The organism is Streptomyces lincolnensis (assembly GCF_021173675.1).
GTDB lineage: Bacteria > Actinomycetota > Actinomycetes > Streptomycetales > Streptomycetaceae > Streptomyces > Streptomyces lincolnensis_B.
Genome location: NZ_JAIHON010000009.1, coordinates 194,323 through 219,825, shown reverse-complemented (window position 1 = coordinate 219,825; position 25,503 = coordinate 194,323). Strand labels below are relative to the sequence as shown.

Sequence of the window (25,503 nt, the reverse complement as noted above, 5' to 3'; positions counted from 1 at the left end):
CGTTCCCTCCCACTCACGGAACCTCAGGAGCACACAGTGACCGACGCCCACACCGCCGGGCCCTTCATCGCCGCGATCGACCAGGGCACCACGTCCAGCCGCTGCATCGTCTTCGACAAGGACGGCCGTATCGTCTCGGTCGACCAGAAGGAGCACGAGCAGATCTTCCCGAAGCCGGGCTGGGTCGAGCACAACGCCACCGAGATCTGGACCAACGTCCAGGAGGTCGTCGCCGGGGCCATCGAGAAGGCCGGCATCACCCGCGACGACATCAAGGCCATCGGCATCACCAACCAGCGCGAGACCACGCTGCTCTGGGACAAGAACACCGGTGAGCCCGTCCACAACGCCATCGTCTGGCAGGACACCCGCACCGACGCGCTCTGCAAGGAGCTCGGCCGCAACGTCGGCCAGGACCGCTTCCGCCGCGAGACCGGCCTGCCGCTGGCCTCCTACTTCGCCGGCCCGAAGGCCCGCTGGCTGCTGGACAACGTCGAGGGCCTGCGCGAGCGCGCCGAGGCCGGCGACATCCTCTTCGGCACCATGGACAGCTGGGTCATCTGGAACCTGACCGGCGGTGTCGACGGCGGCCGGCACGTCACCGACGTCACCAACGCCTCGCGCACCATGCTGATGAACCTCCACACCATGGAGTGGGACGCCAAGATCGCCGAGTCCATCGGCGTGCCGCTGGCGATGCTCCCGGAGATCCGCTCCTCCGCCGAGGTCTACGGCGAGGTCACGGGCGGCAAGCTCGGCGACATCCTCGGCGGCATCCCCGTCGCCTCCGCGCTCGGCGACCAGCAGGCGGCCCTGTTCGGCCAGACCTGTTTCGCCGAGGGCGAGGCCAAGTCGACGTACGGCACCGGCACCTTCCTGCTGATGAACACCGGTGAGAAGCCGGTGAACTCCTACAACGGCCTGCTGACCACGGTCGGTTACCGCATCGGCGACGAGAAGGCGGTCTACGCCCTGGAGGGCTCGATCGCCGTCACCGGTTCGCTGGTGCAGTGGATGCGCGACCAGATGGGCCTGATCTCCACGGCCGCCGAGATCGAGACGCTGGCGCTCACGGTCGAGGACAACGGCGGCGCGTACTTCGTGCCGGCCTTCTCCGGCCTGTTCGCCCCGTACTGGCGCTCCGACGCCCGTGGTGTCATCGCCGGTCTGACCCGGTACGTCACCAAGGCGCACCTCGCGCGCGCCGTCCTGGAGGCCACCGCCTGGCAGACCCGTGAGATCACCGACGCCATGACGAAGGACTCCGGCGTCGAGCTCGCGGCCGTCAAGGTCGACGGCGGTATGACCTCCAACAACCTGCTGATGCAGACCCTCGCCGACTTCGTGGACGCCCCCGTGGTGCGCCCGATGGTCGCCGAGACCACCTGCCTCGGCGCCGCCTACGCCGCCGGTCTCGCCGTCGGCTTCTGGACCAGCACCGACGACCTGCGCGCCAACTGGCGCCGGGCCGCCGAGTGGACCCCCAACATGGCCGCGGAGAAGCGCGACCGTGAGTACGAGAGCTGGCTCAAGGCCGTCGAGCGGACCATGGGCTGGCTCGAGGACGAGAGCTGAAGAGCGAGCACCCCACGCTCATCTCGCGGCTCTGATGAGGAGTAAGAACCCGACATGACCAGTCAGTCCACCCTGCAGTCCGTGCCTGCCCTCGGTACGCGCCCGGCCTCCGGCTCCAACCCGAGCCGCGCCGAGACCCGGGAGCAGCTCTCCAAGGCGTCGTACGACCTTCTCGTGATCGGCGGCGGCATCCTGGGCATCTCCACCGCCTGGCACGCCGCGCAGTCCGGTCTGCGGGTGGCCCTGGTCGACGCCGGCGACTTCGCCGGCGCCACCTCCTCCGCCTCCTCCAAGCTCCTCCACGGCGGTCTGCGCTATCTCCAGACCGGCGCGGTGAAGCTGGTCGCGGAGAACCACTTCGAACGGCGTGCGGTCTCCCGCCAGGTGGCTCCCCACCTGGCGAACCCGCTCACCTTCTACCTCCCCGTGTACAAGGGCGGGCCGCACGGCGCGGCCAAGCTCGGCGCGGGCGTGTTCGCGTACTCGATGCTGTCGGCCTTCGGCGACGGCGTGGGGCACCTGCTCAGCCCCTCGAAGGCCGCGCGGGACGTGCCCGAGCTGCGCACCGAGAACCTCAAGGCCGTCGCCGTGTACGGCGACGACCAGATGAACGACGCCCGGATGGCGCTCATGACGGTCCGCGGGGCCGTCGAGGCGGGCGCGGTCGTGCTCAACCACGCCGAGGTGAGCGGGCTGCGCTTCACCAACGGCCGGGTGACGGGTGCGGATCTGCGCGACGGTCTCACCGGTGACGAGTTCGGCGTCAACGCGCGCCTGGTGCTGAACGCGACCGGTCCCTGGGTCGACCACCTGCGCAAGATGGAGGACCCCAACGCCGCGCCGTCCATCCGGCTGTCGAAGGGCGCGCACCTGGTCCTGAAGCGGACCTCCCCGTGGAAGGCCGCCCTCGCGACCCCGATCGACAAGTACCGCATCACCTTCGCCCTGCCCTGGGAGGACATGCTCCTGCTCGGCACCACGGACGAGGAGTTCGAGGGCGACCCGGCGGATGTCTCGGTCACCGAGAAGGACATAGCCCAGATCCTGGACGAGGCCGCGTTCTCCGTCCGGGACCAGCAGCTCTCCCGCGACCTGATCACGTACTCCTTCGCCGGTCTGCGCGTGCTGCCGGGCGGTCCCGGCGACACCGCCAAGGCCAAGCGCGAGACCGTGGTGACCGAGGGCAAGGGCGGCATGCTGTCCGTCGCGGGCGGCAAGTGGACCACCTTCCGGCACATCGGCCGCACGATCATGCAGAAGCTGGAAGCCCTGCCGGGCGCTCCGCTCGGGGACGACTTCGAGCCGGTCTCCTCGCTGCCGAAGAAGCTGCCGCTGCCGGGGGTTGCGAACCCTCGCGCTGTCGCGCACCGGTTGCTGGTCGACAATCCTGCGCCTGGGCCGCGGATGGGTGCGGATACGGCGAAGCATCTCGCCACGCATTATGGGTCGTTGGCGTTCGACATCGCTCGGCTGGCCAATGAGAACCCGGAGTTGGGTGAGCGGGTGCACCCCGATGCCCCCGAGATTTGGGCGCAGGTTGTCTATGCGCGGGACAACGAGTGGGCCGAGACGCAGGATGATGTGCTGCGGCGTCGGACCACGCTGACGATTCGTGGGCTCGCGACGGATGATGTTCGGGCCAAGGTTCAGGATCTGCTCGACAAGAAGTGAGCGGTGACGCGGTAAAGGGCGGCTCCTCGTCGTGGGGGGCCGCCCTTTTCTGCCGTCTGCGGGTCGTGGGGGGCTGGTCGCGCCCGCGCGGCGGTAGCCGCATATCCAGCACAGCCCCGCGCCCCTAGGCCGACTGCACCACTGCTCTTACAGAGTTCACGTCGGTCAACTCCTCGCGGCGCACGATCAGCTCGCGGCCGATCAGCAGTGCCCTGCGTGACGCCTGAACCGGGTCCGGCAACGTCGTCAGGTCCGTCAGGTGGGCGAAGCCGATGATTCTGCGGATGATCTCCGTGCCGGCGTAGCCGAGGGACTCCGTCCAGACCCTCTTCAGGAAGCGGTCCAGGTAGGCGTCGTCGAAGAAGGTGTCGACGCGGGTGGGCCCCAGGCGGCGGAACTCCGTCTCGAACGCCTCCCAGGACAGCCGGAGTTGATCGGCGTGGTCGGTCAGACGGCCCAGGGCCCGCGCCCGTTGCTCCGAGACGAGGGTGTTGGCCCAGTACAGGCCGAGGTCGAAGCCGATGGGGCCGACGAAGGAGAACTCGGGGTCGAAGACGCGGACCACGGGGGTGCCTTCGCGGTCGCCGACCATGATGCTGCCGGTGTGGAGGTCGCCGTGGAGCAGGGCCTGGGCGCTCGTCATGAAGACGTGACGGAGATCGGCCACCTCGGTGCGCAGGCGGGCGTCGGCGCGGAACTGCGCTGCCAGGTCGGCCACGCCCTCGTGCCAGTGGTTGTGTTCGTGCTCGATGTAGGGCTCGGAGAGGACCACGTCCTCGGTGATCTTGCAGAGCTCGGGGCTCACCGAGGCCGCGATCAGGGCCTTGCGGTCGGCCGACGCCATGCCGAAGTCGCTGGTGGCGAAGGAGAACTGGGCGACGAACTCGCCGATGCGCGCCGACGTGTGGGGGCCGTACGACGCGCCCTCGTTGAGGAGCGTGCGCAGGACCTCCAGGTCGGACATGTCCTCCATGACGAGGGCGTAGTTCTCGGGGTCGTAGCCGTGGATCGCCGGGATCTTGTCCGGGGCGACCTTCGCGACCTGCTCGTAGGCGCGGGCCTCGGCGTCGGCGCGGTCGGGGTTCATCGGCCAGGAGGGGCCGGCCACCCGGACCCAGGGCAGGGCCTGCTTGACGGCGAGGCTGTGGGTGCCGTCGGGCGCGGAGGCCAGGAAGACGCGGTTCATGTTGCCGTCGGAGACCTCGCGGACCTCGGGGTCGGTGGTCTCGTCCCAGTGGCCGCGCTCGCGCAGATACGCCGGGATGTCCTCCGGCTCCAGGATGCGGTAACCCATCGGTCTCCTTATGACGTGCGGCGCTTGGACAGGGTGAAGCTGAAGACCAGGGCGAGGATGAGGACCGCGCCCTCGACGACGTCCTGGGTGTAGTACGGCAGGCCCTTGATGGTCAGGCCGGTGGTGATGATGCCGATGAGCACCGCGCCGAGGGCGGTGCCCCAGACGTTCGGGCGGCCCCGGCCCAGGACCGAGGTGCCGACCAGGGCGACGGCCACCGCCTCCAGGAGCTGCGAGGTCCCGGCGCTCACATCACCCTGGCCGATGCGGGACGCCAGGATCAGGCCGCCGATGGAGGCGAGGACGCCGGACAGGACGTAGGCCAGCGCCCGGTACGCGCCGACGCGGATGCCCGCCAGGCGTGCGGCCTCGGGGTTGGCGCCGATCGCGTAGAGGACGCGGCCCCAGCGGGTGCGGGCGAGGAAGACCCAGGCGGCGATCGTCAGACCGCCGAAGATGAGGACCGAGATGGGGATGCCGAGGACCGTGCCGCGGTCGATCTTCAGGAAGCCGGAGGTGAACTTGCCCGGGGCGGTGGAGCCGTCGTCCATCGTCATGCCCGGGGTGATCGACTGGCCGTCGACCAGGATCAGCTTGCTGCCCTGGATCACGAACATGGTGCCGAGGGTGGCGAGCATGTCGGGGATCTTCAGTACGACGATCAGGAGCGCGTTGAGCAGGCCGGCGAGGGCGCCCGCCGCCAGCACGGCGAGGATGGCGACCGTGCCGACCTGGTTGAAGACGACCATCGTCTGGGCGGCGACCGAGACACCGAGGCCGGCCACCGCGCCGACGGACATGTCCATTCCGCCGACGGCCATGGTGAGGGTGACCCCGAGGCCGAGGATGGCGGCCACCGAGACGTATCTGAGCGTGTCGAGGAGGGTCGCCGACTCGCGGAAGGAGCCCTCGCTCAGCGCGAAGTACAGGAAGAGCGCGACCGTCACGAAGATGAAGCCGTACTTGATGACGGCGTTCTGGACGCGGACGGCGGTACCGGTGGCGGGCGGGAGCGCCGTCTTCGAGGGGACCTCGGTGCTCTGGGCGGTGGTCATGGCGTAGTTCCTCAGAAAGCCGGGGTCGGGGAGCCGGGGGCAGGGGGCCGGGTCACACGGACTCCGAGATGGTCTGGATGACGCGGTCTCGTTCGGCGTCCTCGCCGTAGGCGTCGAGGTGGATCTCGCCGGCCGCCAGGACGACGACCCGGTCGGCCACCTCCAGGACCTCGTCGACGTCGGCGGACAGCACGAGGACGGCGGCGCCCTCGGCGGCGAGGGCACGGGCGCGGCGGCCGATGTCCCGGCGGGCACCGATGTCCACGCCTCGGAACGGCTCGTCCAGGATGAGGACGCGGGGAGTCTCGGCGAGCCAGCGGCCGACGACGACCTTCTGCTGGTTGCCGCCGGACAGCTCCTCGACGGTGCTGTGCTCGTCGCGGGTGACGACCCCGAGGGCGTCGATGGTGGCGCGGCCGAGCGCGTCCTCCCTGGACCGCTGGACGAGACCCGCCTTCGAGAGGGATCTCAGGAACGGCAGCGAGATGTTCTGCGCCACCGACCAGCCGGGGACGAGGGCGTCGGCGTGCCGGTCCTCGGGGACCAGGTGGACGCCGGCCCGGATCGCGTCGGCGGGGCGGCGGGGCTCGTACGGCTTGCCGTCGAGTGCGACCGTGCCCGTCCCGAAGGGCTCCGCTCCGAACAGGCCGCGCGCCAGTTCGGTCTTGCCGGCGCCCAACAGGCCCACGACGCCGGTGACTTCGCCGGCGTGGAGGTCGAGGTCAAGAGGGGCGCGGCCCTCGAAGAGGCGTACCCCGCGCAACGACACCACCACGTCGCCGGAGGCGTCCGGCCGGACCGGGCGGGCCGTCGTCGCCTCCTGGGTCTGGGCCAGCATCGCGCGCAGGGCGGCGTCCCAGTCGAAGGGCTTGGCCTGGTCCTCGGTGAGACGGCCGTCCCGCAGGACGACCAGCCGGTCGGCCAGGGCGTCGATCTCGCCGAGGCGGTGGGAGACGTAGAGGACGGCGATGCCGTCGTCGCGCATCCGCTCGACGAGCGCGAAGAGGCGATCCGCCTCGGCGGCCGACAGGGCCGAGGTCGGCTCGTCGAGGACCAGCAGCCGGGGGCGGGTGGCCAGGGCGCGTGCGAGGATCAGCAACTGACGGTCGGAGATGCCGAGTTCGGTGACGTCCCGCTTCAGGACGGTGTCGCTCCAGTCCAGCCCCAGGCCCGCCTGGATCTCGCGGGCGCGGGCCAGCAGTCTGCCACCGTTGAGGAACGGGTTCCCGCGCTGTTGTGCCAGCTCCTCGAAGACCAGGTTCTCGGCGACGCTCAGGCCGGGCACGATGCCCTCGCCGATCCTCTGGTGCACGGTCTGGATGCCCAGCTGGCGGGCGGCGAGCGGGGACTGGAGGGCGACGGGCCGTCCGTCGACCCGTACCTGGCCGCCGTGGCCGGTGTGCACGCCCGACAGGATCTTGATCAGCGTGGACTTGCCGGCGCCGTTCGCGCCGAGCAGCGCGACCACGCTGCCCGGGGCGATGTCGAGGGTGACGGAGGCGAGCACGGTCTTGCCGCCGAACGCCATGCTGACGTCGGTGAGACCGACAGCTGCCTTTGCACGGCTGATGTCAGTGGGCGACATTCGAGATCCAGTCGGCGGTCGAGACCTGCGACAGGTTCAGCGCGGGAAGCGCCTCGCGCAGCTGGTTCATGTTCTCGATCTTCTTCTCGCGCAGGAAGTCCTGCGTGATGGCGACGGCCGGGAACTCCACCGAGGCCTTGTTCAGCTGCCCGGCCAGCTCCAGCGCGGTCGTCCGGACGACGGCGGCGCCGACGGCCGAGGGGTCGGTACCCGCCGTGGCGACCCACGGGCTGCCGTCGGCGGTCATCTGCTGGATGTCGGCGTTGGAGACGTCCGCGCCGAAGACCTTCACCTTGTCCTGGAGCTTCTTGTTCTGGACGGCGAGGACGGTGCCCTTGGCGAGCTCGTCGTACGGGGCGAAGACGCCGGTCACGTCGGAGTGCTGGGTGAGCGCGGCGGAGACCAGGGGCACGTTGTCGGTGGCGGTGGAGTCGGTGACCTTGCCGACCTTGAACTCCTGCGTCCAGCCGCTCGCGGCCGCGGCCGCCTTCCAGACCGAGTCCCGCTTGTCGAGGGCGGCGTAACCGGCGACGTTGACGTAGCCGACCTTGGCGTTCTTCCCCAGGTCCTTGGCCATCACGTCGAGCACGGCCTTGGCCATGCTGGCGTCGTCCTGCTTGGTGCTCACGACGCCCTTGGTGGAGGTCTCCACGTCGTAGACGACGACCTTGATGCCCTTCTTCACGGCCTTGTCGATCTCCGGCTGGATGGTCGCCGGGAAGCCGTGGTCGATGATGATCGCCTTGGCGCCGGAGTTGATCGCCGAGGACAGGTCGGTGGCCTGCTTGGCGTTGTCGGCCTGGGCGTCGTACACCGTCAGGTCGATGCCGAGGGCCTTGGCCTGGGCCTTGGCGCCGTTGCCCCACTGCTCGAAGTAGTCGCCGGCGCCGCTCTGCCGGACCAGGGCGACCTTGACCGCGCCCGCGCTGAAGGGGGCGGGCTTCTTGCCGGTGGCGGCCGCGGCGGAGGCCGTGGTGTCGCCGGTGTCCTTGGAGGCGTCGGTGGACTGCGAGCAGCCGGAGAGCACCAGGGCCGAGACGGAGGCCAGCGAGAGCGCGGCGAGCGGAAGACGGATGCGGGACATGTACGGCTCCAGGTGCGGGAGGGAGAAGACAGAGGGGCGCGTGTCCCGGAGCGGGCAGAAGAAGGGCGCCGCCGACATCGGACGGTCGGGGCGCGCGGGGGCTCCGGGGAGGGTCAGCGACAGCTGGCCGTGGTCGTCCGGAGCAGGTCCACGTACAGCCGACGCACGAGAAGCAGCGTCTTCATAGGCAGATCATGAGAACGATTTCAGCCACACGTCAAATGTTCTGGAACCGCTTTCTCAGCAGGTGAGACAACGACTACGTCACACCCGACCCAGGTCACGGTGCCGGTTACCATCACAAGACCGGCACCCGACCCGGCACCGTGAGGCCCCGATGACGACACCTGGCGCGAAAGCGATGTGCATGCCCGGCATGCACCGCTGTCCCGGCGCGCCGTGTCGCGGCTGACGTACCGCTCGCCGCCGCCCTGTTCCCTCCCCGCCCGTCCGGTGCTTGTCTCGGTATCCGGACTTTCCTTCCAGACTCCCGGAGTTGCCCCCATGACGCTGCTGACCACCTGGTCCGAGTCCGGCCCCGAGACCCTGGTCCGCCGCACCTCGGACCCCGCCGAGATCGCCGAGGCCCTCAGGCCGCTCGGTGTCCGCTACGAGCAGTGGCCGGTCCGCGAGGACGTGCCGTTCGACGCCGACAGCGAGACCGTCTTCGCCGCGTACGGCCCGGAGATCGAGAAGCTGAACACCGAGGAGGGCTTCACCACCGTCGACGTCCTCGGCCTGCACCCCAGCGACGACCCGGAGTTCCCGGCGAAGGCGAAGGCCGCCCGCGAGAAGTTCCTCCAGGAGCACACGCACGACGACGATGACGAGGTCCGTTTCTTCGTCTCCGGCTCCGGCATCTTCTATCTGCACGTGGACGGCGAGGTGCACGCCGTCCTCTGCGAGAAGGGCGACCTGCTGGGCGTGCCGCGCGGCACCACCCACTGGTTCGACATGGGCACCAGCCCCTCCTTCACCGCGATCCGCTTCTTCCACGAGGAGGACGGCTGGATCGGCAACTTCACCGGTTCGACGATCGCCTCCCGTTTCCCGGACTACGACACGATCGCGGCCGGCCACGAGGCCGACAGGGCCGCCGCGTGAGCCTCGCGGGCCTGTCGTACGACGTGGACGCCGTGGTGCTCGACATCGAGGGCACCACGAGCGCCACCGGCTTCGTGGTCGACGTGCTGTACCCGTACTCGCGCTCCCGTTTCGCGGCGCTGCTGTCCGAGCGCGGTGACGACCCCGAGGTGGCGCGGGCCGTCGCGCAGGTGCGCGCGGAGATCGGTGACCCGGACGCCGACGCCGTCCGCATCGAGAAGGCGCTGAACGCCTGGCTCGACGAGGACCGCAAGGCGACCCCGCTGAAGACCCTCCAGGGGATCATCTGGTCCGAGGGCTTCGCCCGCGGCGACCTCGTCTCGCACTTCTACGACGACGTCGTCCCGGTGCTGCGCGGGTGGCACGCGGCGGGCGTCCGGCTGTACGTCTACTCGTCCGGTTCGGTGGCCGCGCAGCGGGCGTGGTTCGCCAACAGCCCGGAGGGCGACCTGACCCCGCTGGTCTCCGGTCTCCACGACACCGAGACCGCGGGGCCCAAGCAGGAGCCGGAGTCCTACCGCCGTATCGCGGAGTCGGCGGGCGTCCCGGCCGCACGGCTCCTCTTCCTCTCCGACCGGCCCGGCGAACTGGACGCGGCCCGTGCGGCCGGCTGGCACGCGGTGGGGATCCGGCGGCCCGGGGAGCCGTACTTCGAGCAAGGCGTCGGCAACCACGCGCAGGCGGGGACGTTCGACGAGATCACCGTTTCAAGGAGCGCTTCGTGACCGCCGACATCAGCACACTCGACCTGGAGGAGGCGGGGGCGGTCCTCGCCGCGGAGTCCGCCCGGTTCGCCTCCTTCGGCTGGATGCGGGGCACCTCCGGCAACCTCTCCGTGGTGCTCTCCCGCGACCCGCTGCGGCTCGCGGTCACCGCCAGCGGGCACGACAAGGGTGAACTGACGCCCGCCGACGTGGTGCTGGTCGACGGCCGAGGCGCCGCGGTGCACGGCGGCAAGCCCTCCGCCGAGGCCGAACTGCACGCGCGGGTCGCCGCTTTGACGGGGGCCGGAGCGGTCGTCCACGTGCACACGGTCGCCTCGGTCGCCATGGGGCGCCGGGAGCCCGGCGGGATCGTCTTCAGCGACCTGGAGATGCTCAAGGGCGTCGGCCAGCCCGCCCACGACGTCGAGGTGACCCTGCCGGTCATCACCAACAGCCAGGACATGAAGGTCCTCGGGGACCGCCTGGAGGCGGCCCGGGACCCCCGGATGCCGGCGGTGGTCGTCGCCGGGCACGGGCTGTACGTGTGGGGCGACGATCCCCGGCAGGCGCGGCATCACACCGAAGTGGTGGAGTGGCTGCTGGAGTTGGAACTCTCGCAGCGCTGACGGTACGTCAGGAGGGGGCCCGGTCACGGTGACCGGGCCCCCTCTTCGCCATGACCGTGAGGAGGTCTAGCGCAGGTACTCCCCCGGCAGCTGTCCCGCCGCGACCTCCAGCACGCCCCGCTCCGTGACGAGCCCGGTGACCAGGCGGCCCGGGGTGACGTCGAAGGCGGGGTTGTGGCCGCGCGACTCGGCGGGAGCCGTCCGTACGCCGCCCCACGCCAGGACCTCGTCCTCGCCGCGGAGTTCGATGTGGATGTCGTCGCCGGTCTTGGTGGACAGGTCGACCGTGGTCGTGGGGGCCGCCACCAGGAACGGGATCCCGGCGTCGGCGCAGGCCAGCGCGACCCCCACCGTGCCGACCTTGTTCGCCGTGTCGCCGTTGGCGGCGATGCGGTCCGCGCCGACGATCGCCGCGTCGATCTCGCCGCGCAGGATCGTTCCGGCGGCGGCGCCGTCCACCTGGACGTAGTGCGGGATGCCCTCCTGGACCAGCTCCCAGGCGGTCAGGCGGGACCCCTGGAGCAGGGGGCGGGTCTCGTCGGCGTACACGACCTCCAGCAGGCCGCGGGCGTGCAGTTCGCGGATCACACCGAGGGCCGTGCCCCAGCCGGCCGTGGCGAGCGCGCCGGTGTTGCAGTGGGTCAGGACGCGCAACGGCCGCTCCAGGCGCAGCCGGTCGAGCAGCCAGTCGGCACCGAAGGCGCCCATCGCCCGGTTGGCCTCGACGTCCTCGCGCTGGACGGCGGCGGCCTCGTCCAGGACCGCGTCGAGGCCCTCGGGCAGCCGGCTGGTGACGCGGTCGACGCAGACCATGAGGTTGACGGCCGTGGGCCGGGCGGCACGGACGCGGGCGACGGCGGCGAGGATCTCGCCGTCCGTCCACCCCTCCCGCTCCCCCTGGATCAGCGCGAGCGCCACACCGTACGCGCCGGCCGCCCCGATGGCGGGCGCGCCGCGCACCACGAGCCGCTGGATGGCGTCCACCAGGGTGTCCACATCGCGGACATGCACCGTCTCGGTGCGATGCGGCAGCACGGTCTGGTCGATCAGCGCGAGGCCCGTTCCGGTCCACTCGACAGCGCGCAGGTCCTGGGGCATATCGGGATACTCCTGATGTTCCGATGGTCTCCGCCACCGTACATGACCTGGGAGAACTGCCGTTCGATACATTCGAGCGGCCGTCCGGGGCCGACCGGCCTCCGCCGACGCCGAGCCGGGAGCCGCCACATGACCCACGATCCGCCCGAGGACCTGCTGCCCGTCACCCGGATACCCCGCACCGGACTACCCGCGCACGCGGTCGTCGTCGGCGACCCGGCGCGCGCCGCGGCCGTCGCCGCGCTCCTCGACGGCGCCGAGGAGGTCTCCCACCACCGCGAATACCATGTGTTCAGGGGGAGTTGGAAGGGGCTGCCGGTCACCGTGGCCTCGCACGGGGTGGGTGCGCCGGGCGCGATCCTGCTCTTCCAGGAGCTCGCGGACGCGGGGATCCGCACGATCCTGCGCTTCGGTACGGCGGGCGCCATGCGGCCCGGCATCGGCGACGGCGATCTCGTCATCGCCGAGGCCGCCGTACGGGACGACGGGGTCACCCAGCAGCTGCTCCCGCCCGAGTACCCGGCGGTCTCCGCGCCCGAGGCGGTCCTCGCGCTCCAGCGCGCGGCCCGCGAGAGCGGCGCCCCGCACCACCGGGGCATCGTCTGGACCCGGGCGGCCTTCCAGCCGGGCCTTCTGCCCCTCTTCTCCTACGCCGGTGCCGGGCTCGCCGCGATCGAGATGGAGCTGTCGGCGCTGCTGGTCACGGCCTCGCTGCGCGGGCTCGTCGCGGGCGGGATCGTCGTCGTGGACGGGGTGAACGCGGACGAGCTGGTGGACGAGGAGGGCACCAGCGTCTACGACCCGCACCGCGAAGTCGTCGCGGCGGGCGTGGAGCGGGGTGCCGTGGTGTCCCTGGAGGCGCTGCGGCTGCTCGCCGAGGGGGCGCCGGGAAGCGCTCCGTAACGGGTGGGCGGGGCACCGGACGCGGCCGCGCTGATCGCCGAACTGATCGCCGAGCTGGAGGCGGCCCTCCGCGCGGCGCCATAATGAGGGCCGAGACATCGGATGTCTCGGCACAGGTGCGGGGCGACAGGGAGGCCGTCATGGCAGTCACCGACGAGGCGATCGAGAAGATCAAGGGCATGATCGTCTCCGGCGCGCTGCGCCCCGGGGACCGGTTGCCCAAGGAGAGCGAACTCGCCTCCGAGCTGGGACTGTCCCGCAACTCCCTGCGCGAGGCCGTGCGCGCCCTGTCCCTGATCCGGATCCTGGACGTGCGCCAGGGCGACGGCACCTATGTCACGAGCCTCGACCCGCAACTCCTGCTGGAGGCGCTGAGCTTCGTCGTCGACTTCCACCGCGACGACACCGTGCTGGAGTTCCTGGCCGTGCGGCGCATCCTGGAGCCGGCCGCCACGGCGATGGCGGCCCTGCGGATCAGCGAGCAGCAACTCGACGCCCTCTCCGCCCAGTTGGCCAAGCTGGGCGACGCGCCCTCGGTGGAGGAACTCGTCGCCTGCGACCTGGACTTCCACCGCGGCATCGTGCAGAGCTCCGGGAACTCGGTGCTCTGCTCCCTCCTGGACGGCCTGTCCGGCCCCACCACCCGGGCCCGCATCTGGCGCGGCCTCACCCAGGAGGACGCCGTCAGCCGCACCCTCCACGAACACCGCGCCATCCTGGCCGCCCTCCGCGACCGCGACGCGGAGGCCGCCCGCTCCTGGGCGACCGTGCACATCGCGAGCGTGGAGCAGTGGCTGCGGTCCACGCTGTGAGTCACCGGCCGACGGAGTTCTCGTCGGCGGCGAGCCGGTGTTGCAGCTCGATGTGGCGGAACTGGTAGACGGCACCGACCCGTCGCAGGACGCCCCGGTCGTGGGCGTCGGCGAGGAAGCCCATGAGGTCGCGGGGCAGCCCCGACCGCAGCGCCAGGTAGTGCCGGGCGGCGGTGTAGCAGGGCCACGCCGCCTGTCGCAGGGCGGCGGCCAGGCCCACCAGCAGCGCCGGCACCAGGCCCACGAGGACCGGCCAGAGACGGTGGCCGCTCAGTTCCGAGCCCCATACACGGACCGGAACGATGACCGTCATCAGCCAGTTCTGGGCACCGATCACCGCGGTGCCCAGCAGGGTCGCCGTAGCGACGCAGGTCGTCAGGATGCGGCGGTCGTTGCGCAGCAGTGCTCTGCCGTCGACCGCGGCACCCGGTTCCACGGGCGCCATGCGCATGCCTCGGAGCAGCAGACAGGCCACGGCGAACATCGCCCCCTGCTGGGTCGCGAACCAGATGGCGGTGATCGGCCCGCCGGGCGGGGCGACGGACCCGGTGTACGTCGACCGGTCCACGAGGACACCGGCCAGCAACCCCTCCACGAGGAAGACCGCACCCAGCAGGGCGCCACCCGCGCACCCCATGAGGACACCGCGAGGGCTCCAGGACCACTGGACCCGGGCCATCGGAGGCGCGTAGTGCGGACGGGGGCCGTCGGCCCCGACGGCTGCGGCGAGGAGGCCGTAGAGAAGGGCGCCGACCGTTCCGCACCCGTTGCGGAACGCGACCGCGTAGAGGCACGCGGCGCCAACCCCGGCGAGCAGGGCCCGCCGGTCCCAGGCCGACGGCGGACGCAGCACAGGCCGGACACCGTCCGAGAACCCGGCGATGACCATGCCCGCCAGCGTCATGGCGGTCCCGGCCGCCAGGCCGTTCAGTACAAGACCCGCCGAGAGCGTGGATCCCGCGGCGACCGCGCAGAGTCCGGTCGTCAGCAGCGCGGCGGTGAGTCCGCCCACCAGACCGCCGCAGATCCCCGCCGCCAGCACGCCGAGCGCCCCCGCCTGTTCCCAGTGCGGCTCGTCCGCCCGGGCCCGGGTGAGGTGGTGCATCAGCTCCCCACTCGCGCCTTCCAGCAGCCATCCCAGGGTGCCCAGCAGCAGTCCGGCCAGCACGCGTGGCAGCACGCCAGGCACCACCGCGTTCACCGTCCACCAGGCGACCTCCGCCGCTCCGTCACGGCCTCGCCGCAGGTGCCGGGCCACGAAGGTGAGCGCGACACGTGCCTGTCGTGCCGTCCAGCGGCCGGTGCGGCGTGCACGGGGCCGGTAGGCGGATTCCACGAACGCGTCGAGCAGATGCCGTTCCACCACCGCCCGCGTGGGACACCGCACCAGCTCACCGGGGTCCGGCAGGTCCCCGTCGCCCTCCCCCGGGCGCGGGTTGTACACGGACCGGGCCAGCGCCACCATCAGCGGGCTGGTCAGCGCCTGTGCCACGGGCGTGTCCGTTCCCAGTACCGCCACCACGGGCGCCCATCGCCGTGCCGCCGAGGTGTCGGCCCCGCCCGCGTCCCGCAGCAGGTAGGCGGCCACGTCCTCGGCGCCGAGCGGTTCGAGCCGGATGCCCGCCGTCCCGGACAGCCGCGCGGGCACTCCCGCCCGCGGCCGCAGCGCGGCCCGGTACTCCGCGGGCCGGCTCGACAACACCAGTCCGCGACCGTACGGCAACGCCTCCCCGATCCGGTGCAGGGCCGACGCGCTCACCTCGGCGGCCAGTTCGTCGAACCCGTCCAGCACGGGCAGCACCAGGCGCCGGTCCAGCAGCATCGCGGCGAGAGTGGACCGCCCGTACTCGCCCGGCGCCGTCGCACCCAGTTCGGGATGGTCCTGGACCAGCTTGCGCTCCATCCAGCCGCGCAGATCCACGGCCGTCGGATCCCAGGACGCCAGCGGAAACAGCACCGGCACCGGATCGCCCCCGGCCCGGTCCTCGATCAGCGCCAGGACCAGCCGTACGAGCAGCAGCGTCTTGCCCGATCCGGGGTCGCCCAGCACCAGCAGCCGGCGGTCCGGTACCCGTGCGGCGAAGATCGCGCCGAGTTCCCCGTCCCGGCCGGACAGGCCCTCGGTCACCTCCGCCAGGCCCGGATCGGCGCCCCGCCAGGCGACCGGCAGCGGCCAGGGATCCGCCAGCCGCCGCACCTGTGCCTCCGCCTCCCATTGCCGTCGTACGGCGGTGGCGAGCCGGTCGGCGATGACACCGGGGGACGTGGAGGCGGCCGCCGCCTCGACCCGGTCCGCCCGATAGGCGCTCCACGCCAGATAGGCACCCGCTCCGGTCGGCAGCAGTCCCGCGATCACGGTCGCGGGGTCGTCGACCCATGGGACCACCAGCAGTACCCCGAGCGTCCCCGTGCACAGAAGCGTCACATACACGATCCCGACCCGCCGTACCCGCGACCTGGGGGCAACTCCGCTCACCCGAAGAAGAGTTGCGCAGGACCGCCCCGACGGGAGCGGGTTCCCCGCACCGCCACCCGAGTGGGTGAAGCCCCCCGGCCCGGAACAGCTCCGATGACCGCGGGGTGTTCCGGGACGGCTATCGGGGCAGTGATCCGTTCACTCCCCCGTGCAAGGGGGCTGCGGGCGCCCCCGCGGGACGCCGTAAGGTTGGGTGGTCAAGCGAGGGCACGTCGGAAGGAGGCCTGGGTGATCGAGCTCGAGGGGGTTCCCGAGCTGATCGACCCGGTCATGGTGGCCGCGTTCGAGGGCTGGAACGATGCCGGCGACGCCGCCTCCACCGCGGTCGCTCATCTGGACAGGGAGTGGAAGGGCGAGGTGTTCGCGGCGCTGGACGCCGAGGACTACTACGACTTCCAGGTGAACCGCCCCACGGTGTGGCTGGACGGCGGCGTGCGCAAGATCACGTGGCCGACGACAAGGTTGTCGGTCGTCCGGGTCGGCGGTGACAAGCCCCGCGATCTCGTCCTCGTGCGCGGCATCGAACCGTCGATGCGGTGGCGCTCGTTCTGCAACGAGCTGCTCGGCTTCGCCCACGAACTGGGCGTGGAGCTGGTCGTGGTCCTGGGCGCCCTGCTGGGCGACACCCCGCACACCCGCCCGGTCCCGGTCAGCGGTGTCACGTCCGATCCGGACCTGGCCCAGCGGATGGACCTGGAGGAGACCAAGTACGAGGGCCCCACGGGCATCGTCGGCATCCTCCAGGAGGCCTGCACGCACGCGGGCGTACCGGCCGTGTCGCTGTGGGCGGCCGTACCGCACTACGTGTCGCAGCCGCCGAACCCGAAGGCGACGCTGGCCCTCCTGAACCGCCTGGAGGACCTGATCGACGTGCGCATCCCGCTGGGCGAGCTGCCCGAGGACGCGCGTGCCTGGCAGGTGGGCGTGGACCAGCTGGCCGCCGAGGACAGCGAGGTCGCGGAGTACGTCCAGACGCTGGAGGAGGCCCGGGACACCGCGGAGCTGCCGGAGGCGTCGGGCGAGGCGATCGCCCGCGAGTTCGAGCGGTACCTCAGACGCCGGGACGGGGGCCAGCCGGGGCCGCCGGGCGGACACGCCACGGCGGACGGCAGCGACAGCACGTCGTATCTGCGGGACAACCCCAGCGGTCGTACGAAGCCGCCGAAGCCCCCGAAGCCGGGGGCGGACGACGAGGACTCGTCGTCGGAGGACTGAAGCAGGCCGGACGGCCGGGGGCGGTGCGCGTGACGCGCACCGCCCCCGGCCGTTCTCAGACCTGGTCCACGGCCACCGCGTCGTACTCCGTCTCCGGCGTCGGTGTCACGTCGAAGCGGGCGTTGGGCAGGTACAGGCGCCTGCCCCACGCGGCGGCCGTCGTCGGGATGCGGAAGCGCGGGTCGGTGATGCGGGCGATCGCGGTGCCCCGGGTGCCGGAGTCGTTCAGCCGGAAGACGTCGATCGCGTTCTGCTGCTGCTGGACGGCGTAGAGGATCCGGCCGAGCAGCAGCAGGCCGTCGCCGTTGGGGAGTTTCGCCGTGCCGAGGTCGACGGTCCGGGCCACGCCGGTGCGCGGGTCGACCCGGGCGAGGCCGCCGCCGTTCGCGAAGGCGTTCACCACGAGCAGGGCGCGGCCGTCGGGGGTGCGCTCGATGCCGTTGGCGGTGAAGTCGGGCCCCTGCTGCCAGTCCCCGGTCAGCGGTACGGTCTCCACCGTGCCCCCGGCCAGCTTGTAGAGCACCGGTTCGAAGGAGTCGGTGAACCAGGCGGCGCCCGGGGTGAGGACGACGTCGTTCACGAAGGTGCCGCCGGTGGCGTACACCTTCTCGATACGGCCGGCGCGGGCGTCGGCGATCCGGATCTCGCCGCTGTCGCCGCCGGCCAGGAAGAGCCGGTCGTGCCGGTCGGTCTTCAGGCCCACCGTCGGGCCTCCGGTGCCCTTGACGACGACCGAGCCGCGGCCGGTGGCGAGGCTCGCCCGGTAGATGTCGCCGTCCGCCAGCGAACCGAAGTAGGCGACAGGCTTCGAACCGATGGTGATGCCCTCGGGCTGGAAGCCGTTGGGCAGCGGGAACTCGGTCGGCCAGGCGGTGCGCCCGGTTCCGGCCGCGTGCGCGGTGCCGCCGAGCAGGGCCGTGCCGGACAGGGCGGCGGCCGTGGTGAGAAGTCTTCGACGTGCGAAGGAGCGGTCCGTGGGAGCCACTGTGCGTCCTTCCGCGGAAGGGCCGGCCCGTGGCCGGCCGTACGGTCAGCAGACGCTCCCACCCCATCACATGACCGTCACCCCCGCAGCCTTCGGCCGGATTGTGACGTGACATCTGTTTCAGGACGGATTGCACACGGTACCCAATTCAACTTGTTTTCAAACCCAGTTGGGCACCACGGGTGGACGAGTCGCCGTCCTGGTGCTTGGTTGTCCCCCGGAAGGCGCACCCGCACGGACCGAAGGGAGCGGAATCCGATGACCGAACAGGTACAGCCGGCGCAAGGCCCGGGGGCGGCCGGGCCGGGGCCCGACGGAGCGGGATTCACCTATCGCGGAGCCGAGCAGGAGCTGATCGTCGTCGCACGCCCGGAAGCCGGGCTGCGGGCCCGTGCCGAGGGCGTCCGTTCGGCGACGGACGCCGATGTGTCGGCCCTCAACATGTTCCTCAGTGACGAACAGCTCGCCCTGGAGCCGCTGTTCGGCGGCGAGGAACGACTTCAGCAGTCCGCCGCCGGGCAGGGCACCGAGAACGTGCCCGACCTGGCGCTGTTCTACCGGGTGCGCGGCGGTGAGGACCGGGCCCAGGAACTGCGGGCACGGATCGCCGCGTTGCCCGGCGTCGACACGGCGTACGTCAAGCCGCCCGCCGTGCCGGCCACCCTCGGGCAGGTCGGGGAGGACACCCGGCGGCTGAAGGAAGGGGCGCCCGCCACCCCCGACTTCACCGGCCGTCAGGGTTATCTGCGCCCCGCGCCCGAGGGCATCGACGCCCACTGGGCCTGGCAGCGACCTGGTGGGACGGGTCACGGGGTGACGGTGATCGACGTCGAGGGCGCCTGGCAGTTGGGCCACGAGGACCTGGCCGCCAAGCTGGCCGGCGTGGTCGTCGGCACCCCGCTGACCGATGTGGCCTGGCGCAACCACGGCACCGCCGTGATCGGCGTGATCAGCGGCGACCAGGGCGGGCACGGGGTCACCGGCATCGTGCCGGACGCGGTGACCGCCGCCGCGTCCTTCCAGGGCATCGGCACCGCGGCCGCGATCCACGCGGCGGCCGACCGGCTCGCGCCCGGCGACATCGTGCTGATCGAACTCCACCGGCCCGGACCGCGGTTCGACTTCGAGGAGCGCGACGACCAGCGCGGCTACATCGCGCTGGAGTGGTGGCCGGACGACTTCGCGGCGATCCGGCACGCGACCGCCCGGGGCATCCTCGTGGTGGCCGCCGCGGGCAACGGCGGCGAGTCCCTCGACGACGGGGTCTACGAGCGGCGCCCGGACGAGTTCCCGCAGGGGTGGCGCGGCCCGTTCAACCCGTCCAACCCGTCCTCCGGCGCGGTCCTGGTCGGTGCGGGCGCCCCGCCGCCCGGCACGCACGGCCGGGACCACGGCCCGGACCGCTCACGGCTGGAGTTCTCCAACTACGGCGCCCGCGTGGACGCCCAGGGCTGGGGCCGCGAGGTCACGACCACCGGCGGCTCCTGGGACCGGCCCGGCGACCTTCAGGGCGGGCCCGAGGAGATCGCCTGGTACACGGACACGTTCTCCGGGACCTCCTCCGCCTCCCCGGTGGTGGTCGGCGCGCTGGCCGCACTCCAGGGCATGCTCAAGTCGGCCGGACGGCCGGCGATGTCCCCGGAACGCGCCCGTGAGGTGCTGCGCGCCACGGGCTCCCCGCAGCAGGACGCGCCGGGCCGGCCCGCCTCCCAGCGGATCGGCAACCGGCCCGACATCCGGGCGGCCGTGACCCGCCTGCTGCCCGAGGCGGTCGGCTCGGGCCGGGCCGACCGGTACTGGGACGAGCTTCTGCCCTATCCCCGTGAACTCCCGCCCCGGCTCCGGCTGTTCGTCGCCGGCGCCTGGCGCAACCTCAACCACCCGTCCCCCGAGATCCGCCAGGCGGTGCACACCGCCTTCGCGGGGGGACGGCCCGACGTCCGTGTCTGGTTCGCGGACGACGAGATCGTCGGCCTGGTCATCACGGGCTGACGACTCCGCACGGCAAGACCCATCACCTCAAGGGAAGGTGGCACCCGCATGAGCATCACCCCGCAGATGGGCCAGCAAGGTCAGCAACAGGGCCAGCAGTTCCCGAGCACGTCGCCCTACCAGCAGCAGGGCGGCCAACAGGGCTTCGGCCAGGGTCAGCAGGGCTTCGGCCAGCAAGGCGGCCAGCAGAACCCCGGTATGGGCGGCGGCACGATGGAGCAGCTCCAGCAGCTCGGCCAGCAGCAGCCGTTCCAGCAGTTGCTCCAGCAGCTCGGCCAGCAGTACGGCCAGCAGGGCGGCTTCGGCCAGGGTCAGCAGCAGGACCAGCAGGCGCAGCAGCAGGAGCGCCAGGTGCAGCAGGAGCTGACGCAGCTCGCGCAGCAGGTGGTGCAGCAGATCGTCCAGCAGGTGCAGGCGCAGGCACTCGCCTCGGGTGTGGCGAACGGCTTCATCGACATCGCGCACCCGCTCCAGGGACAGCCGCAGCAGATCTTCCTGCGCGTCAACGGTCAGTTCCGGGTCCTCAACAACCCGGCCCCGCACGTCCACCAGCAGATCCAGGAGGCCTTCGCCTTCGGCCACCAGGTCGTCGGCATCTGGGACACCCAGTCCCCGAACGTCCTGCGCAGCGTGCGGATCCAGCGGATCTGACGCACTGAGCCACGCAAAGGGGCGCTTCCCTCCGCGAGGAGGAAGCGCCCCTTTACCTATGACTGCCTATGACTGCCTATGACTGCCTACGACCGCCTACAGAGCCACGCCCAGCAGCGCGTCCACAGCGCGAGTCACCACGCCCGGCGCACCCTCGTCGGTGCCGCCGTGCTCCTCCTGGGAGGCGGCCCAGCGGTCGACCGCGGCCAGTGCGGCCGGGGCGTCCAGGTCGTTCGCGAGGGCCTCGCGGATCTCCTCGACGAGGGCCTCGGCGGGCGGGCCGTCGGGCCGGGAGACGGCGGCACGCCAGCGGCCGAGCCGGTCGACGGCGTCCCGCAGCACCTGGTCGGTCCACTCCCAGTCGGCCCGGTAGTGGTGGGCGAGCAGCGCGAGCCGTATGGCGGCGGGGTCGACGCCCTCGCGGCGCAGCTTCGACACGAAGACGAGGTTGCCCTTGGACTTGGACATCTTCTCGCCGTCCAGGGCGACCATGCCGGCGTGGACGTACGCCTTGGCCATGGGGAACTCGCCGGTCAGCGCCTGGGCGTGGGAGGCGCCCATCTCGTGGTGCGGGAAGGCGAGGTCGGAGCCGCCGCCCTGGACGTCGAAGCCCATGCCCAGGTGGTCGAGGGCGATGGCGACGCACTCGATGTGCCAGCCCGGCCGGCCGCGCCCCAGCGAGGCGCCGTCCCAGCTGGGCTCGCCCTCGCGGGCGGCCATCCACAGCATCGGGTCGAGCGGGTTCTTCTTGCCGGGCCGCTCGGGGTCGCCGCCGCGCTCGGCGGACAGCAGCCGCATGGCGGCGGCGTCGAGGCCGGAGACCTTGCCGAAGTGCGGGTCGGACTCGACGGAGAAGTACACGTCCCCCTCGAGTTCGTAGGCGGCGCCCGCGTCCCGCAGCCGCTCGACCAGCGGCACGATGCCGGGTATGGCCTCGACCGCGCCGATGTAGTGGCGCGGGGGCAGCATCCGCAGGGCGGTCATGTCCTCGCGGAAGAGGGCCGTTTCCTTCTCGGCGAGGGCGACCCAGTCGATGTCGTCGCGCTGCGCCCGCTCCAGGAGCGGATCGTCGACGTCGGTGACGTTCTGGACGTAGTGAACCTGCCGCTTGGTGTCGAGCCACACGCGCTGCACGAGGTCGAACGCGTTGTAGGTCGCCGCGTGTCCCATGTGGGTGGCGTCGTACGGCGTGATGCCGCAGACGTAGATACGGGCGACGGGACCGGGGTCGAGGGTGACCAGACCGTCGGTCGCGGTGTCGTGGATCCTCAGGTCGCGGCCCTGACCAGGCAGGGCGGGGACCTCGGAAGCGGGCCAGGCATGCATGTCATGAGCCTAACCGGACGGATGTTCCGTATACGAACCGGACCGGGCCGGATGGCCGGTAAGGCCTTCTTGCGCGGTACGGCCCGGTGTGCAGTACCGCCCTGTGCGCAGTGTGCTCCTAGACGGGCGGCCAGGGAATGGCCGGCCACTCCCCGCCCGGTTCCGGGTGCTTGCCGGACGCCAGGAGCGCGTCCACCCGCGCGCGCGTGGCGTCGAGTTCCGCAGCGGTGATCAGGCCGGTCAGCCGCTCGGTCAGTGCTCCCGATGCCGTCAGGCCCTCCTGGAGTCCCTTGAGGACGGCGACCGCCTCGTCCGTGAGCGGCTCCCCCGCCCACCCCCACAGGAGCGTCCGCAGTTTGTTCTCGGTGTTGAAGGTCACGCCGTGGTCGATCCCGTACAGCCGGTTCTCCGCCGCGGGCAGCAGATGGCCGCCCTTGCGGTCCGCGTTGTTGATCACGGCGTCGAGCACGGCGAGCCTGCGCAGCCGTTCGTCGTCGGCGTGCACGAGCAGCGCCGTCTTCCCTTCGCCGACCTCGGCGAAGCCGATCGCCTTCCAGCCCGGCTCGGGCTCCTCGTCGTCGACCAGGGCCAGCAGGTCGGCGCCGGGCACGCCCTCGATCCACAGCTGGCACATGCCCTCGCCGTAGGGCCCGTCGCGCAGCACGGTCGGCGGCACCAGGCCCCAGCCGGTCGCCTCGGACACCTCGTAGGCCGCGACCTCGCGCTGGGCGAGGGTGCCGTCGGGGAAGTCCCACAGCGGTCGCTCGCCGCGGACGGGCTTGTAGACGCAGAAGGCCTCCTGCCCCTCGTGGGAGACGGAGCAGTACAGCACCGCGTTGGAGGCTTCCCGGATCTGCCCGCGCACGGTGAGCTCACCACGGGTCAGCAGTTCGGCGGTGGTCACGCTCCGCGGCGGTATCCGTTCTGGCGCGGACATACGTGTCCTTCCGGGTCCAGCGGGAGGCTGCACAGCGGGCACGGCGGCCGCCCGGCGTTGACGACGTCCAGGGCGCGCTTGGCGAAGGCTCTCGCCTGCGCGCCGGTGAGCCGGACCCGCAGCATCGGGGGACCGTTCTCCTCGTCCTGGAGCAGCCGCTCCTCGGCCTCGGCGAGATCCTCCTCGGAGTCCGCCTCCAGCTCCACGAGGGCCTGCGCCTCGACGATCATGCGCTGTTCCTCGCCGTCCCAGGCGAGGGCCATGGTGCCGACCCGGAACTCCTCCTCGACGGGGGTGTCCAGGGGGCGGGTGTCGGCGACTTCGGTGGGCGCCACGGCCGGGACGGCCGCGCTGCCGCCGCTGCGGCGGACGACCTCGTCCAGCAGTTCGTCCATGCGCTCGGCGAGCGCGGCGACCTGGGTCTTCTCCAGGGCCACGCTGGTCACCCGGGCGCCGGCTGTGGCCTGGAGGAAGAACGTACGGCGTCCGGGCAGTCCGACCGTACCGGCCACGAAGCGGTCCGGGGGATCGTAGAGGAACACCTGACGGGACACGTCCTGTCTCCATTGGAATCGTGAGTACGTGCGTGTGTGCGTGGCTGTGCGGGGACGTCCATGGGTGAACGCGCTTGCGCGAACCGCTTCACCCTACTGCGCCCGACGATCACGGTGCGCCCGCACCGCCCCCGACCGGGGCGTCGTCGGCCGGGGGCTCCTCACGGGGCACCAGGGACGCGAAGTCACCGGTGTCGCCGAGGCGGACGAGAAACGGCCTGAGACGGGTGTAACGGATCGCGGTGATGGAACACGGTTCGACGGAAATCCTCTGGAAGAGGTCGAGATGAAGTCCGAGTGCGTCGGCCACGAGCGACTTGATGACGTCGCCGTGGGAGCACATGAGATAGACGGCGTCGGCCCCGTGGTCGCGCTCCACGCGCGCGTTCCACTCGCGTACCGCCTCGGCGGCGCGGGTCTGCATCGCCCGCATCGACTCGCCGCCGGGGAAGGCGGCCGCGGAGGGGTGTGCCTGGACGACCTGCATCAGCGGCTCGTCCATGAGTTCGGCGAGCTTGCGGCCGGACCAGTCGCCGTAGTGGCACTCCCCGATCCGCTCGTCGGTGTGCGCGGTGAGGCCGGGCCGGGCCTCCAGCAGTGGCGCGAGCGTCTCCTGGCAGCGCTGCAGCGGGCTGGTGACGACCTCGGAGATCGGCAGCCCGTCGAGCCGTCCGGGCAGCGCGGCGGCCTGCTCGGCGCCCCGCTCGTCCAGGGCGACACCGGGCGTCCAGCCGGCGAGCAGGCCCTCGGTGTTGGCGGTGGATCGTCCGTGCCGGACGAGGATCAACGTGGGCATGCGGCCCAGCGTAGGCGTACGCCCGCGTGCGGCGGCCCCCGGGCGACGGGAGAATACGCTCCGTGATCGTCGACTGTGCCATCTACCGTGACGGACACCGCAGCGAGGGCCCCGAGGACCTGTCCGACGCGCTCGCCGAGGCCAGGTCGGCGCACGGCTTCGTCTGGATCGGGCTGCACGAGCCGTCCGAGAAGGAGTTCGACCACGTCACCCAGGAGTTCGGGCTGCACCCGCTGGCGGTCGAGGACGCGCTCAAGGCCCATCAGCGGCCCAAGCTGGAGGTCTACGACGACTCGCTCTTCCTGGTCCTGAAGCCGGTCGTCTACGAGCCGAGGAGCGACGAGGTCTCCACCGGCGAGGTCATGCTCTTCCTCGGCGACTCCTTCGTGGTCACCGTCCGCCACGGCGAGGGCGCCCCGCTCAGTGCCGTACGACGGCGTCTGGAGCAGGAGCCCGACCTGCTGGGCAAGGGCCCCACCGCCGTGCTGTACGCGATCGCCGACGCGGTCGTCGACCACTATCTGGACGTGGCGACCGAGCTCCAGACCGACCTGGAGGAGCTGGAGGCGGAGGTGTTCTCGCCGGACGACGGCGGTTCGCGCCACACCGCGTCCCGGATCTACAACTTCAAGCGGCAGATCCTGGAGTTCCGCCGCGCGACCGGCCCGCTCGCCCTGCCGCTGACCAAGCTGGCGGGTTCCCCGGCCTACGGCGGGACGGTGCCGTTCGTGGACGAGCGGGCCCGGCCCTTCTTCCGTGACGTCAGCGACCACCTCACGCGCGTGAACGAGTCCGTGGAGGGCCTGGACCGGCTGGTCTCCGACATCCTGTCCGCGCATCTCGCGCAGATGAGCGTCCGGCAGAACGACGACATGCGGAAGATCTCCGCGTGGGCGGCCATGGCCGCGGTCCCCACGATGATCGCGGGGATCTACGGCATGAACTTCGACCACATGCCGGAGCTGCGCTGGGTGTGGTCGTATCCGGCGGTGATCGGGCTCATGGCCGCCCTGGAGGTGCTGCTCTTCCGGCTGTTCAAGAGCCGCGGCTGGCTGTGAGG

Annotated in this window: 22 protein-coding genes; 11 read left to right on the top strand and 11 right to left on the bottom strand. The window is 71.6% G+C overall.

All coding sequences use genetic code 11. The annotated features are described in order from the left end of the window. Window positions 1-36: 36 nt before the first annotated feature. Window positions 37-1,575, top strand: coding sequence for a glycerol kinase GlpK (gene glpK / locus K4B79_RS27445; RefSeq protein ID WP_232029610.1), 1,539 nt, complete (start codon window positions 37-39; stop codon window positions 1,573-1,575). A 54-nt stretch (window positions 1,576-1,629) separates the two neighbouring features. Then, window positions 1,630-3,246, top strand: a complete 1,617-nt coding sequence (locus tag K4B79_RS27440) for a glycerol-3-phosphate dehydrogenase/oxidase (RefSeq protein WP_232029609.1) — start codon at window positions 1,630-1,632, stop codon at window positions 3,244-3,246. Window positions 3,247-3,370: 124 nt separating this feature from the next. Here K4B79_RS27440 and mtnK read toward each other — a convergent pair whose 3' ends face one another. The 4 genes from mtnK to K4B79_RS27420 are packed head-to-tail and all read right to left on the bottom strand — an operon-like array spanning window position 3,371 to window position 8,264. After that, window positions 3,371-4,540: an S-methyl-5-thioribose kinase gene (gene mtnK / locus K4B79_RS27435; protein WP_232029608.1), complete on the bottom strand. Its 1,170-nt coding sequence runs from the start codon at window positions 4,538-4,540 to the stop codon at window positions 3,371-3,373. 8 nt (window positions 4,541-4,548) lie between these two features. Continuing rightward, window positions 4,549-5,595 carry an ABC transporter permease gene (locus tag K4B79_RS27430; RefSeq protein WP_232029607.1) on the bottom strand — a complete coding sequence of 349 codons (1,047 nt, stop codon included), beginning with the start codon at window positions 5,593-5,595 and terminating at the stop codon, window positions 4,549-4,551. Between the two features lie 52 nt (window positions 5,596-5,647). Continuing rightward, window positions 5,648-7,180, bottom strand: a complete 1,533-nt coding sequence (locus K4B79_RS27425; RefSeq protein WP_232029606.1) for a sugar ABC transporter ATP-binding protein — start codon at window positions 7,178-7,180, stop codon at window positions 5,648-5,650. Then, window positions 7,167-8,264, bottom strand: coding sequence for a substrate-binding domain-containing protein (locus K4B79_RS27420; RefSeq protein ID WP_232029605.1), 1,098 nt, complete (start codon window positions 8,262-8,264; stop codon window positions 7,167-7,169). Before K4B79_RS27420 ends, K4B79_RS27425 begins: the two co-directional genes overlap by 14 nt. 504 nt (window positions 8,265-8,768) lie before the next feature. Between K4B79_RS27420 and K4B79_RS27415 the strand changes: the two genes are divergently transcribed. The 3 genes from K4B79_RS27415 to mtnB are packed head-to-tail and all read left to right on the top strand — an operon-like array spanning window position 8,769 to window position 10,698. Beyond that, window positions 8,769-9,368, top strand: coding sequence for a 1,2-dihydroxy-3-keto-5-methylthiopentene dioxygenase (locus K4B79_RS27415; RefSeq protein WP_232029604.1), 600 nt, complete (start codon window positions 8,769-8,771; stop codon window positions 9,366-9,368). Then, window positions 9,365-10,093, top strand: coding sequence for an acireductone synthase (gene mtnC, locus K4B79_RS27410; RefSeq protein WP_232029603.1), 729 nt, complete (start codon window positions 9,365-9,367; stop codon window positions 10,091-10,093). Before K4B79_RS27415 ends, mtnC begins: the two co-directional genes overlap by 4 nt. Then, complete coding sequence (gene mtnB, locus K4B79_RS27405) at window positions 10,090-10,698, top strand: methylthioribulose 1-phosphate dehydratase (protein WP_232029602.1); 609 nt, start codon at window positions 10,090-10,092, stop codon at window positions 10,696-10,698. Before mtnC ends, mtnB begins: the two co-directional genes overlap by 4 nt. A 66-nt stretch (window positions 10,699-10,764) precedes the next feature. On the opposite strand, the gene mtnA is transcribed toward mtnB, so the two are convergent. Beyond that, on the bottom strand, window positions 10,765-11,796 hold the full coding sequence (gene mtnA / locus K4B79_RS27400) for an S-methyl-5-thioribose-1-phosphate isomerase (protein WP_232029601.1): 1,032 nt from the start codon (window positions 11,794-11,796) through the stop codon (window positions 10,765-10,767). Window positions 11,797-11,925: 129 nt separating this feature from the next. On the opposite strand from mtnA, the gene K4B79_RS27395 reads away from it, so the two are divergent. Together K4B79_RS27395 and K4B79_RS27390 are read left to right on the top strand one after the other, a co-directional pair. Beyond that, window positions 11,926-12,699 (top strand): nucleoside phosphorylase, encoded by a 774-nt coding sequence (locus K4B79_RS27395; protein ID WP_232029600.1) that lies wholly within the window; start codon window positions 11,926-11,928, stop codon window positions 12,697-12,699. A gap of 140 nt (window positions 12,700-12,839) precedes the next feature. Continuing rightward, on the top strand, window positions 12,840-13,511 hold the full coding sequence (locus tag K4B79_RS27390; RefSeq protein WP_232029599.1) for a FadR/GntR family transcriptional regulator: 672 nt from the start codon (window positions 12,840-12,842) through the stop codon (window positions 13,509-13,511). A 1-nt stretch (window position 13,512) separates the two neighbouring features. Here the strand turns inward: K4B79_RS27390 and K4B79_RS27385 are convergent, their stop codons facing one another. Continuing rightward, window positions 13,513-15,987, bottom strand: a complete 2,475-nt coding sequence (locus tag K4B79_RS27385) for an NACHT domain-containing protein (RefSeq protein ID WP_232029598.1) — start codon at window positions 15,985-15,987, stop codon at window positions 13,513-13,515. A gap of 228 nt (window positions 15,988-16,215) precedes the next feature. Between K4B79_RS27385 and K4B79_RS27380 the strand changes: the two genes are divergently transcribed. Then, window positions 16,216-17,202: a PAC2 family protein gene (locus K4B79_RS27380; protein ID WP_067429548.1), complete on the top strand. Its 987-nt coding sequence runs from the start codon at window positions 16,216-16,218 to the stop codon at window positions 17,200-17,202. A 55-nt stretch (window positions 17,203-17,257) separates the two neighbouring features. Here the strand turns inward: K4B79_RS27380 and K4B79_RS27375 are convergent, their stop codons facing one another. After that, window positions 17,258-18,187 carry an SMP-30/gluconolactonase/LRE family protein gene (locus tag K4B79_RS27375; RefSeq protein WP_232029597.1) on the bottom strand — a complete coding sequence of 310 codons (930 nt, stop codon included), beginning with the start codon at window positions 18,185-18,187 and terminating at the stop codon, window positions 17,258-17,260. A gap of 258 nt (window positions 18,188-18,445) precedes the next feature. Between K4B79_RS27375 and K4B79_RS47930 the strand changes: the two genes are divergently transcribed. After that, window positions 18,446-20,179 carry a S8 family peptidase gene (locus K4B79_RS47930; protein WP_269464008.1) on the top strand — a complete coding sequence of 578 codons (1,734 nt, stop codon included), beginning with the start codon at window positions 18,446-18,448 and terminating at the stop codon, window positions 20,177-20,179. 48 nt (window positions 20,180-20,227) lie between these two features. Beyond that, window positions 20,228-20,830 (top strand): hypothetical protein, encoded by a 603-nt coding sequence (locus K4B79_RS27365; protein ID WP_232029596.1) that lies wholly within the window; start codon window positions 20,228-20,230, stop codon window positions 20,828-20,830. A 96-nt stretch (window positions 20,831-20,926) separates the two neighbouring features. Here K4B79_RS27365 and mshC read toward each other — a convergent pair whose 3' ends face one another. From mshC to K4B79_RS27345, 4 genes are all read right to left on the bottom strand, one after another. After that, window positions 20,927-22,156, bottom strand: a complete 1,230-nt coding sequence (mshC, locus tag K4B79_RS27360) for a cysteine--1-D-myo-inosityl 2-amino-2-deoxy-alpha-D-glucopyranoside ligase (protein ID WP_232029595.1) — start codon at window positions 22,154-22,156, stop codon at window positions 20,927-20,929. A gap of 118 nt (window positions 22,157-22,274) precedes the next feature. Then, a complete protein-coding gene (locus tag K4B79_RS27355; protein ID WP_232029594.1) occupies window positions 22,275-23,093 on the bottom strand; it encodes an SCO1664 family protein in 819 nt (272 codons plus the stop codon). After that, window positions 23,057-23,647, bottom strand: coding sequence for a DUF3090 domain-containing protein (locus tag K4B79_RS27350; RefSeq protein WP_232029593.1), 591 nt, complete (start codon window positions 23,645-23,647; stop codon window positions 23,057-23,059). The genes K4B79_RS27355 and K4B79_RS27350 overlap by 37 nt, the downstream gene beginning before the upstream one ends. A gap of 109 nt (window positions 23,648-23,756) precedes the next feature. Continuing rightward, window positions 23,757-24,443, bottom strand: coding sequence for a histidine phosphatase family protein (locus tag K4B79_RS27345; protein WP_232029592.1), 687 nt, complete (start codon window positions 24,441-24,443; stop codon window positions 23,757-23,759). A 62-nt stretch (window positions 24,444-24,505) separates the two neighbouring features. Between K4B79_RS27345 and corA the strand changes: the two genes are divergently transcribed. After that, window positions 24,506-25,501 (top strand): magnesium/cobalt transporter CorA, encoded by a 996-nt coding sequence (gene corA / locus K4B79_RS27340; protein WP_232029591.1) that lies wholly within the window; start codon window positions 24,506-24,508, stop codon window positions 25,499-25,501. Window positions 25,502-25,503: the final 2 nt, after the last annotated feature.